Origin of the sequence: Brevibacillus sp. GCM10020057 (assembly GCF_042683565.1) — a bacterium.
GTDB lineage: Bacteria > Bacillota > Bacilli > Brevibacillales > Brevibacillaceae > Brevibacillus.
The window spans coordinates 1-10,640 of record NZ_JBHUJW010000035.1; the positions used below are offsets into that span (position 1 = coordinate 1).

Genomic DNA, 10,640 nt, shown 5'->3' on the forward strand with positions numbered 1-10,640 from the left:
TGATCAAGGCGCCAAGCGCCATCCGAACCGAAACCGCCTTTTGACCGCGAAACGATTTCTTGAAGGACTTTGCATACTTGTGATCCAACCGCGCCCAAGGGATCATCTGTGCGAGCTTGTTGTCCGGATTCAGACGACCGCCGAATGGCAAGAAAAAATCGCTCGGCAGTAGCAATTGGTTTTCCTCGTTGGCGTACGGTTGGTACATGATCGTCATCCTCCATGTGCACGGTTTTTCATCATTATGAAACGATTTCCTTGCATATGAATTCGACGAAATGTGCCTCAAACCCTTGTCCCTACTGGATTTTTTGATCGTTCAGCAAGCCCTAATTACTTGACTTGTCTAGATTCAGCTATCTAGGAGATTGATACCAAAAGTAATTCAGCGAGTTTAATGAGCTATTTTCAGTGAGTTCTAGCAAAAAGAAAGAGGCTACCCCTTGAAAGGTAGATCCTTTCGACATTCTCTGTTGTTCACACGCACCAATCCCTAAAAAAAGAAAAGAGCCCAAGTAATTGGGCTCTTTTCTTAATCGCTATTAGTCAGCAATATTAACTGCTGCTGCGAGTTGTTTAATCAATGCTTTGTTACCTTTGTCGTCTTCTACAACAATGTAGGTATCAACAGATCCATTGAAGCCAGCAACAGCGGTACCATCAGACAATGTCAGTCCAGCAGTCGCAGGGATTACTTGAGCGGAACCTGCTTTAGATGCTGTCCAAGTAACCAGCTTAGTGAGGTTAGCTTCAACATCTTCTACAGTAGTCAGGTCTGCTGCACCTGCATCTGCGATGTAAACATGGTATTTAGTTACAGTATCTACTGCTGCGTTAGTAGGTGCAGTGATATTTACAGCAATTTCAGAGATGTTGTCTGTATCGCTAACTGCACCGTTATCGGTAGTAGCTACAGAACCACCTGTTACATCCGCGAACTTGTCTGTAACCGCAAGGTCATCAGCTGCAACGATTGCATCGATACCATTAGCTGTTGCTGCTTTATCTTGGAATGCACCAGCAGTTACTGTGAGCGTATCGCTAGAGAAGTCAACTGCGCCAAGTCCGCCAGCAGCCAAGGTAATTGTTACCTTATTACCAACAGAACTTACAGTTTCAGCATCGAGGTTAATTGCTACAGATCCAATGTTGAGTTCTGCTGCCCCAGTGCCGTCGCCATTAGCTACTACAGGTTCACTGAAGGTGAGTACCAAAGTGTCATCAGCAGTCGCCTCTGCAGACACAATGGTCGGCAGTTTAGTATCAGCCAAGTCAACTGTAGCACCAGTGTTAAAGTCGTTCAGGGTTGTAGTAGCTACTGCGTTTCCAGCTACGTCACGGATGTTGCTTACGATCAGAGTCGCGTTAGTAACATCAGCTGTGACCGCATCTGCTGGCAAGGTAATCAAGAACTTATCATAGTCAGTAGGTGTTGCGGATACGTTGGTAATAACTGTTCCAGCTGGCAGTGCTGCACCATTCAGGATGTAGTTGTTGAGGTTAGTTGCATCTGCCAAACGAACTTCTTCATCGAACTCAACTTGAATTGTGTTTTTACCATTCACTACAGCGGCAGCAGGGCTTGCCTTCAGAGTTACCACTGGACGTGTAGTATCAGAAGCAGCATCGGCAGTCAGGTTGAAGTTGAACGCTGCATTGCTGTTACCCACAACGTCTTGAATCAGGCCAGCTGGTACAGAGAATTGGTAAGATCCAGCTGCGAGTGCTGCCTCCAATGGCAACTTAACAAACTTAGATTGGTTTACACCTGCAGCTACAGGATCTCCACTCTCATCTACAAGTACTTGAACACCCACGTTTGTAGTGTAAGAAGAACTTACATCGGTTGCAGTAGTTGTATTGAGAGCAGTGATTTCGTTGGTGATTACTGGCAGCTGAACTGGTTCACTAAACTCAAGAATAACATCTTGCTTGTTGGTTCTATCGAGAGTAGCGGATACAAGAGTTGGTTTAGTAGTATCCTTAGTCAAGCTGATAGTTTGAGTGTAGTCAGCCATTTTGTTACCATACACATCATAGATGTTCTTAATTTTGAGTTCCGCAGATGCTGTAGTACCAGAACCGTATACAGTGTTAGCTACAGTAATCAAAACAGTCTTATTGGTGCTATCCTCTGGATCAAGTCCAATTACAGTTACATATGGAGTACCAGAACCCATCTTAGTGAGAGTCACATCGTCAGTAGCGTTGTTTACGCCCACAGACAGGTCATTCAGGCTGTCGCTAGAAATTGGTTGATCAAAGGTTACTGCGATGAATCCATATTTCTGAGTTACGCTAGTGATTGTCGGTGCAACTGCAGAAGTAGATACAGTGAATGTCTTGGATTCAGATGTGTTGATGTTGCCCTCGGAATCGCTCACACCACTTACTTGCAAGGTGTATTCTGTACCAGGAACTAAAGTTTGAGATGTTGTCAGGTTAACCACAGTGTTATCAGTACCAGACAGGGCAGCCACTGCAGGTTGACCATTTACAGAGTATGTTCCGATGTTACCGAGGTGCATCGGTTCGCTGAATTTTACCTTTACAGATTTGGTACCACTTGCTCCTGCGGATGCAGTAACAGTAGATACTGTTGGCGCTGTATTATCGCTACCGGTTACTACTTTGTTTGTTTTCGGAATTGCTGCATAGTTCTCATCTACGATATTTTGCACAGTCAATGTGAAGGAAATATCGTTGGCCAAAGCTACAGTATTTGCTTCCAGGATGACTGTTTTACCATCTTCCTGCAGCGTAGCAGTAGAACCAGCTCCACCGAACAGAGCGGATGCAGTAAGAGCAGTTCCGTTTACCAAGTAGTTAGACTCATCTTCAGCAACGGATTTTTTAACTTTTGTTCCGAATACAACTTGAACTTGAGTTGCGTTAATAGCACAAAACCCACTAAAAATTTCCAGTTCTCTGGATAGCCACAAAACCCATGCAGCTCAAGGAATCCGGCAATCGGTTTGTCAGGCAGCTTAGGAAAAGCCGAGTGAAAGCAGAGTAGTTTGTTGCAGAGCCTAGGAAAAAACGAGAGAAAGCCGAACGAGAAAAAAACCGAAAAACTCCCCGCAAAAACCGCAGAAAACCCGCAAGTGGAAACCCACCCTTTTCTTGCAGCAGATCAAAACCCCGCAATTCCCGAAAATCCCGAAAAAAAAGGTAAGAACACGAAATCCACAACCAAAATGTTCTTTCTAAAGAAGAGAAGAAAATAGCAGGACTATATAATAGGAAGAAAACCGTCAGGCAAATCATAGGAAAGGATTAGAGAACAGTCGGAAGGGCACGAAAGCCACTCGTAGAGAACTACCGTACGAGGAACCCCCCACCCCCAGAACGGTTAACTCACTATCTCCGTACTGCAGGTGGTGGTGTTTTCGCTTTTTAGGGACACCCCCTTTCGGCGCGGGAAAACGGGTATTGCGGGAAACCCTTGTCCAGACTGCAACGAAAAGCGGGGAGGTTGTACCCGCTCCCCGCTACGCTTGCAACACACTGTTCAGTTGTTCTTCGTACCCGTACTTTCGGAAAAACTCTGCCAGAGCTACCTCTATTATGTCTCTCTGGGTGACGTTGTACTCCTTGCTGAAGTCGCTTAGGAGTGTCAGCAGAGAGGTGGGAAATCCAAGTGTTTTGTTGGCTTTGGCTCCTCGGAACTTGTACCTGGGCAGGGTGCCCTCGTTTTCCGTGTCCAGAAGGGCGAACAGCTTCTCTTTTCGGGCCAACAGGTAGGCCAGCAGCTGCTGGTAGTCTTCCAGGCCCTCTACTGGCTGAGAAGCGACCTGTGACGCAGCCGTGAGCGTATCCCTCTGCTTTTTGCCGACACTCTCGCTGTAGACGTAGTTTTCTTGCTCGCTGTTCCAGACGAACCCTTGCCCTTTCATGTACTCCCCCATCTCGTCCACGGTGGCGAATCCGTTCTTGAGGGCGACCTGACGGATGTTGGCGCTGCTCTGGCTCAGCTGACGGATGATCTGCCCTGCTTTACTGTTGAGGAATCGGGCATCTTCTGTTGCCGAAGGGGTGTCCGTTTCTTCAGGAACGAACGTATTGCCGTTCCAGCGAAATCCTCTTCTGCGAAAGTACTGGTCGATCGTAAACCATCCTTTGTGGCCAAAGTATTCGGTGATCTCCTGCTTGCTTTTGCCTTGTGCCAAGAGAGCAAGCGTCGTCTTGATTTTCTCGTCTTCGTACACGCTGGGATCGAATGCCATGTCGTTTTCCTCCTTAGAAATCGATGCGATTTACGGCTTCCTGCAGGTCGGTCTGCTGGACGTGCAGGTACACCGAGGTTGTCTTGAGGCTAGCGTGTCCCAACAGGCGCTGGATCACGGCCACATGGGTATCCTTCTTGACGAGGTAGCTGGCAAAGGAATGGCGCAGGATGTGGCTGGTGACGTGTTTCTGGATGCCTACTTCCTGACACGCCTCCTTGAGCAAGCGATTGACGTACTGCTCGCTAACGGTACCCGTTTTCTTGAGCGCAAAAAAGAAGAGCGAATCGGTAGCAGGACGGTGTAGTTCCAAGTACTCCTTCATGTGTTGTACCAGCTGAGGATTCATGGGAATCCGCCGGTTTTTGCCACCCTTTCCGTTGACCACCTGGACAAAACCTTCTTCCAAGTCCACATCTTGTAGCGTGAGGTTGATGCACTCGTTGACGCGGATGCCTGTGTGAGCCATCATCATGGCAAACGCTCGAACGACAGGATGCTGAATCGCGTTTATGATGGCTTCGATCTCGTCCTTGTTGAGGTAGGTACGCTCAGATTCCGGTACCTTGACTCGCTCTACGTCCTCCACGGGATTTTCCAGAACCAGCTTCTTTTTCTTCAGGCATGTGAAGAAAGTGGAAAGAGCATTGATCTTCCGGTTGATCGTTCTCGGCTTGCTGTCTCGGTCGTTGGTCAGGTACTCCACGAACGCTTCGACATGGGTATGCCGCACTTCGTCTACAAACACAGGGCCGTTGGAGCGCTCTGCCATCCATTTCAGGAATTGGTTGACATCCATCTTGTACCCTCTCAGGGTTTCTTCTCGCATCCCTCTGGCTTTAAGCCAGTCCAAAAAGAGGGGAATGGCTTGCGAGAGCAAAAGGCTATCGGTGGCAGTCATCGTTTTCATATGAGATTCCTCCTTGTTTTTGGGTGTGAGTTTGGCAAAGGAAGGCTCCTTTGCCCTCCTTGCCTTACTCTTCTGAATCGAGAGAAATTTCCTGTGGGGGTCTACCGCTTCGGACAAGGCCCTCTAACAACTCCTTTGGTATCTTGAGACTGTACGTCGTATCTTCCAGTTTTTTCGGTGGTTTGGTACTTCCCAACCCAAGGGCTTTTTGCCGTTCTTCTTGCTCAGATTCCTCGAAAATGCGGGTACGCTTTGTCGTGCGGTCTCTTTCGGTGAGCAGCAACTGATTATCTTTCCAGTTACGCAGAACAACTTTTGGATCGTCGAAACCAAGTTCCTTGAGCTGCTGTTCCAGCACGTGTTTGAGGAAGGCGACTTCGACGTAGCTGCCTTGTGGAATCATCTTGCCCCAGCAGTTGATGGGATGGAAGTAGATCCCTTCTTTGCGGAAGTTGGCCTGATGCTGGATGATTAGTTGTACGACCAGCTGCCACGCTTTCTTGCCAATGTCGCGCTGTTCGCTGATGGTCTCTTCCTGCTTGACCAGAAACGCCAGAATCTCATCGAGTCGAAGGTTGAGGGACAAGGCGCGGTTGGCAAGCTCTGCTGCTGACAGGAGAATCGCGTACTTTTTGGCAATCCGTGTACGAAATGGAGTATCCGGCAACACTTCGGTGCAACGTTCTTGCCAATCCTTCCACGTCTGGTCGACAATGCCAAGCCCTTGATCGAACAGGTATTGGACGAACGCTTCTCCTGCGTGACCGTAGTGTTCCTGTATCACCTGCCGAATGGCATCGGCATGGGCAGCAGATTGCGTCCAGGAGATGTTGGAGAATTCGAACGTCCGAACCGTCAGGCCGACATTGTGATTCGTCCGCTCGAAAATGGACTGCTCCCCCGTGGAGAGAATCACCAAGGCCCACATGCCCTGTTTGCGCTGCTGGATGGTGTCGGTGAGACGGGCCTTTTCTTGCCCTGATGCCAGTACATACAGAACACTAGTCAGGGAGGCTGCGTTGTTCATGGACAATTCGTCGAGAACGATGGGGATGCCGAAGTTTCCACCCAACATGTTGATCAGGGAGTTGGTCGTTCCGTTCCACGATTTGCCCAGCCCTCTTTTTTTGTGCGAAGGCATGCCAAAGACGGAGACACCGAGCAGCGCTGCCGTTGTTTTGCCTTGGGTACTGTTCCCGTTCAGGTGCAGGACGAGCGTATCCACGTCGTCGTACTGGTAGGAGAGGTATCCAAGGATGGCAGATGCAAATCCAGCGGCTAGAACGGTTTCGAGCGGTGCATGGCCGACGACTTCCTGCTGAACCATGTTCACCCATGTAGCAAGGTCTCCTCTGGGTTGCAGATTGTAGAGTCCTTGTTCGTTGTCGTTGGTTGCTGTAGCGGTTGGGTCGGTGGAAATCATGCGATTGTGGCGAAACACCAGTTGATCCTGCGGGTCACGATGCCAGCCGACATGGTGGAACAATACTTTGTGCGGGGCACGTTTTTGCTGTTCCCTCAGGTAGGTGGCAATCACTTTGACAAACTCGTGGGGAATGTCTACGCCTTTGGCCATGAGTTTGATCAGCTCGCTTGGGACGAGTTGCCCCATCCCGATCGGCAGCTCTTGGTAGGCTCCCTTGAACTTGTAACACAGATCCAGATGGACGTCCTTGGTATCCAGGTTTTGTACCGTTTGTTTGACGAACAACGGCTCGCAGACCTTGAGGATCGTCTCTTTGTTCGTATCCTTGTCGATCTTCTTGAGAAAAAGGCCGTTGTGGTTCAGTTCGAAGTCGCCGATGGAGAAGGAACGGCCCTGTTTGAGTTCTTCGTGGCTGATGCGCAGACGCTTGCTGGTTTCGGTTTGCGGAGTGGTCATGGTTGTAGCTCCTTTCAGATGGAAGTGTAGAGAAGAGGAAGGCAGTGCCGCCTCCCCCCAAGGAATCTGGATGGCTTACAGGTCTCCCAGGTCGTCTGAGTTATCCATGTCGTCCATCTCTGTTGGCTCTTCTGCTACTTCCTCTTCTAGCTCTAGTTCACTGATCGGAAACACATCGACCACATTCGCGTAGGTAGTGCCACCTACATGGTTGTGACGAATCTCCACGCCGCACTCTTGGCCAATCAGATCGTTCAGGTCTACTTCTTCGTCGGCTTCGCCCAGCGTAACATTGACCAGCTTCTCGATCAGGGAAGTCGGCCCCGGAAAGATTAGCATGGACTGCGCCACTTTCATGCCGTTATTCAGTTCGAAGAAGACATTGGCAGTAGGCGTGAGGCCAAACATCGTATTTCTGGCCTTGCCTTCTCGCCAAGACAGGATCTTGGCTGCGTAGAATCCTTCCTCTGGAATTTGGAACAGTGGTTTGTTGTTTCTGGAAAATTTCATGGTACAGGTCTCCCTTCAAGGTAGGTATGGTTCGTTTTGTAGCCTTCTACTTTCCCGAACGAAGGTTTTGAAGTGTCTGTGGAGTCAGACTGGTTACCACACGGACGGTACTGCTGCTTCGTTAGGGACAAAGAATGAACAACAAAACGTTTATGGCTCTACTTTATCGAAGGGAGGAAACAAATACTCGGACAGGATTCTCCACGTTTTTTGTCCGATTTTTTCAGTAAACGAAAAAGGACTACAACCCTTAGGATTGCAGTCCACCTTTCTCTTTGATCCTTTTCGCTATTTTCTCTGCATCTTCCTTGACCATTTCGGCAATCGTTTGACGGACAAGGGGTTCCGGTATTTCCTCTGGTGAGAGGGCAAGGTCGATTCCTTCTGCGATCAGTGATTCTTCTAGTTTCTGCAGGATCGACTCTTCTCGTATGATGGCACGGACTTCCTTTCTCCATTCTGTCAACAATTTTTGGAGGAGTTCTTCATACTTCCGCATGTAGGCAATTTTTTGCTGATGGTTTTGAATGGTATCTACGAGGTCAATATCGGCTAGCATTTGCTTTCGTATGTGATCGATCCGATCTCCGAATTCGTACTCGACGTTTAGCTGCTCTAACAACAGTTTCTTTTCTTCCGATTCTGGATTCGCGTCGAGTGATTTTCGAAAAATCGCAATGAGTCTCTCCAGCTCGTCCGTGGTCAGGCTTTCATTGCCTCTTATCTTCTTGAGGTACAGCTCTCTTTCCTGCCCGTCAAAATAGAAGTGTTTGGTAGAATCGACAAAACCTTTCACGACTTCGGGAGGAATTTTCAGCCTTCCTTTTCGGTTGATTGTCTTTTGAATGTCCTCGACAATCCGATTTACTTCTCTGTAGGAACGTTCAAATTCGTCGCTATCTGCCTCTGCACCTGTTATTTCAGTTACTAAGCTGCGTACAGTGAAATACTTTCTTTCTCCATCTTTCTGACGCTTTTGGTATTTGGGACGATGTTCCCTTTTCTTTTTCGCCACAATTTCCACCTCGTGAGGTATTATACTGGATCGAGAAAGAATTCCGCTACTGTTGTAGCAAGTAGCGTCAGTCGTGTAGGGGTATCGCTGGCTGATTCATTGACGTTACCGCACACATCTGTCGCTACTTGCCAACCATTTTGCTGCTATTTTCCATACTTACTCGTAGCTCGGCGCATGACTGCCAGTGCTCTTATTTCTTTCCCTTTCCCAACAGAACAATGACTTCCGCAATCAAAATGACTATCTGGACAATAGTTGCTGGGTTCACCTTACCACCGCCTCAATACTCATCTGGAAGGAGCATGGTACTGTACTCCCCCGAATCCATGATCCAGACGGTGACCCCGTTGGCCAGATTCTCGGTGTGATCCACGTAGAACACTTCCTCATGGAAAGGCTGCTCCTGCCGATTTATCACCTTCTGTAACGGTTCTCCGTCCACCATCTCTGCCGAAAGTTCAAACAACTGCAAGTAGTCCAGCTGATCGCCTCGTTCCATTCTTTTCTCAAGGATGCTCCACAAGAGGAGCTGCAGCTCTACGGGAACTAGCTCATTGACTCCTCTTGTCACGTATCTTTCTGTTGAAAACAGTTTTTGTTTGCTCATGCTCACATGTCTCCTTGCTCTTTTAGGCTGTAGTAGGCTCCCTCAGTGCCGACAATGATGTGATCCAGCACTGTTATCCCCAGCATTTCTCCTGCCTGTTGTAGCATCTTCGTAACTTGAATGTCCTCTCTGCTGGGTGTAGGGTCTCCGCTGGGATGATTGTGGGCGACGATTACCGAAGCAGCATTGGAGAGGATCGCAACCTTGAACACTTCTCTTGGATGGACAATGCTTGAGTCCAGGGAGCCAATCGAAACCGTGTGAAGGGCTGTCGGCTCGTTCTTGGTGTTGAGACAAAGCAAAAAGAACTGCTCCCGATCCGTTTCGTCCAGAAACGACAGGAACAGTTCCACTACATCCCTTGCCATTTTGATTCGGCGTTGCGGGTACAACATGCTTGCTTCCCGCACCATTTTAAGCCGAACAATGTTGACCCGTTTTGCTGCTGTACTTTTCGTTTTCATTCCACATGCTCCTCCAGCCAGTTTCGGATTTCTTCGTCGTCGGCAACGACCTCGGACGGAACATAGAAAGCCATCCCGTACTCGTTGGTGTAGATCACGACTACCTTGTACCAGCATTCGCTGTTTCGCTCTACTTTCTCGACAAACTCCGGCAGGCTTCCCAGTAAGCCCCCATCCTGCCTGCTTAGACCGACTACAGACAGGTCACGCAGATTGTCTCCCTTCTCTAGCGCGACCATGAAGCCGTAGTGATCTAGCGCAAACGCTTCGTCTAGTCCGTCAAAGTCGAACGCTTCTTTGAGTCCCAGAAATTCTTCCTCCAGGTACGCCTGAAAACTTTGGGAAAAGGTTTGTGCATCCCGCAAGCATCGTACATCTGTCAAGGTTTTGATGGCTCTCATGATTCTCGTTCTCCCTTCTTGTTCATCTGGTAGGCAAGGAGTGCCTTTTGGATTTTGATGTTCAGCCATTCCTGCCGAAGTCGCTGTTCGACCTCGTGGATCAGGGTCAGGATTTCGTTGTACGTGTTTTGGCTCTGTGGTTCTCCTGTGTGGTAGAGGTTGTCCAGGAGCAGCGTGACGCACTGCTCGCAGGTCTGGATGCCAAACACGATCTTGTCCTCTTGCAAAACAAGCAGCTCGTACTGTATCGATGGTTCGCCCACGATGCTTTCCTCCTTACGATAGGTGACGAGACTTTTCCGTCTTATCTTCCTTCTTTTGCTTCTTCGGGCTGATCAGTCGGAACAGGTAGCCGATCAGTCGAAATGGCAGCGTCACGATCAGACCTGCAAACTTTGCCACATTCCAGATCAGCTTCCCGACACTGAACAAGAACCACAAAATCATCTCGATCCAAGATTTCGCGATCATCCACAGGAACGAGAGAAGGCCAAGAGCCAGTACAATCAAAATGCCAAAGAACAGAAGATCAGTCATGTGTGATTCCTCCTTGAAATGGAAAACGGCATCCTCCTTTTTGTGGGAGAATGCCTGTTTAGAGTAGGTTTACTGCCAGTTCCTT

General features: G+C 48.7%; 11 protein-coding genes and 1 pseudogene. All 12 read right to left on the bottom strand.

Annotated elements, in window-relative coordinates; all coding sequences use genetic code 11:
* A pseudogene (locus ACFSO0_RS11540) lies at positions 1-208 on the bottom strand (IS5/IS1182 family transposase); the annotation flags it as partial.
* Between the two features lie 334 nt (positions 209-542).
* Entirely contained in the window at positions 543-2,942 is a 2,400-nt protein-coding gene (locus ACFSO0_RS11545; RefSeq protein WP_376880246.1) for a hypothetical protein, read from the bottom strand.
* A 549-nt stretch (positions 2,943-3,491) separates the two neighbouring features.
* Positions 3,492-4,226: a hypothetical protein gene (locus ACFSO0_RS11550; RefSeq protein ID WP_376880248.1), complete on the bottom strand. Its 735-nt coding sequence runs from the start codon at positions 4,224-4,226 to the stop codon at positions 3,492-3,494.
* 13 nt (positions 4,227-4,239) lie between these two features.
* Positions 4,240-5,136: a tyrosine-type recombinase/integrase gene (locus ACFSO0_RS11555; protein ID WP_376880250.1), complete on the bottom strand. Its 897-nt coding sequence runs from the start codon at positions 5,134-5,136 to the stop codon at positions 4,240-4,242.
* Positions 5,137-5,200: 64 nt separating this feature from the next.
* On the bottom strand, positions 5,201-7,018 hold the full coding sequence (locus ACFSO0_RS11560; RefSeq protein WP_376880252.1) for a DUF927 domain-containing protein: 1,818 nt from the start codon (positions 7,016-7,018) through the stop codon (positions 5,201-5,203).
* Between the two features lie 75 nt (positions 7,019-7,093).
* The gene (locus ACFSO0_RS11565) at positions 7,094-7,528 is read right to left on the bottom strand and encodes a hypothetical protein (RefSeq protein ID WP_376880255.1); all 435 of its coding nucleotides are present in this window, start codon (positions 7,526-7,528) and stop codon (positions 7,094-7,096) included.
* A 250-nt stretch (positions 7,529-7,778) separates the two neighbouring features.
* Complete coding sequence (locus tag ACFSO0_RS11570; protein ID WP_376880258.1) at positions 7,779-8,543, bottom strand: hypothetical protein; 765 nt, start codon at positions 8,541-8,543, stop codon at positions 7,779-7,781.
* A 283-nt stretch (positions 8,544-8,826) separates the two neighbouring features.
* Positions 8,827-9,153, bottom strand: coding sequence for a DUF960 family protein (locus tag ACFSO0_RS11575; RefSeq protein ID WP_376880261.1), 327 nt, complete (start codon positions 9,151-9,153; stop codon positions 8,827-8,829).
* 2 nt (positions 9,154-9,155) lie between these two features.
* Positions 9,156-9,617: a JAB domain-containing protein gene (locus ACFSO0_RS11580; RefSeq protein WP_376880263.1), complete on the bottom strand. Its 462-nt coding sequence runs from the start codon at positions 9,615-9,617 to the stop codon at positions 9,156-9,158.
* A complete protein-coding gene (locus tag ACFSO0_RS11585) occupies positions 9,614-10,018 on the bottom strand; it encodes a hypothetical protein (RefSeq protein ID WP_376880265.1) in 405 nt (134 codons plus the stop codon). The genes ACFSO0_RS11580 and ACFSO0_RS11585 overlap by 4 nt, the downstream gene beginning before the upstream one ends.
* Positions 10,015-10,281, bottom strand: coding sequence for a hypothetical protein (locus ACFSO0_RS11590; protein WP_376880267.1), 267 nt, complete (start codon positions 10,279-10,281; stop codon positions 10,015-10,017). Before ACFSO0_RS11590 ends, ACFSO0_RS11585 begins: the two co-directional genes overlap by 4 nt.
* A gap of 13 nt (positions 10,282-10,294) precedes the next feature.
* Positions 10,295-10,555, bottom strand: a complete 261-nt coding sequence (locus ACFSO0_RS11595) for a hypothetical protein (RefSeq protein ID WP_376880270.1) — start codon at positions 10,553-10,555, stop codon at positions 10,295-10,297.
* Positions 10,556-10,640: the final 85 nt, after the last annotated feature.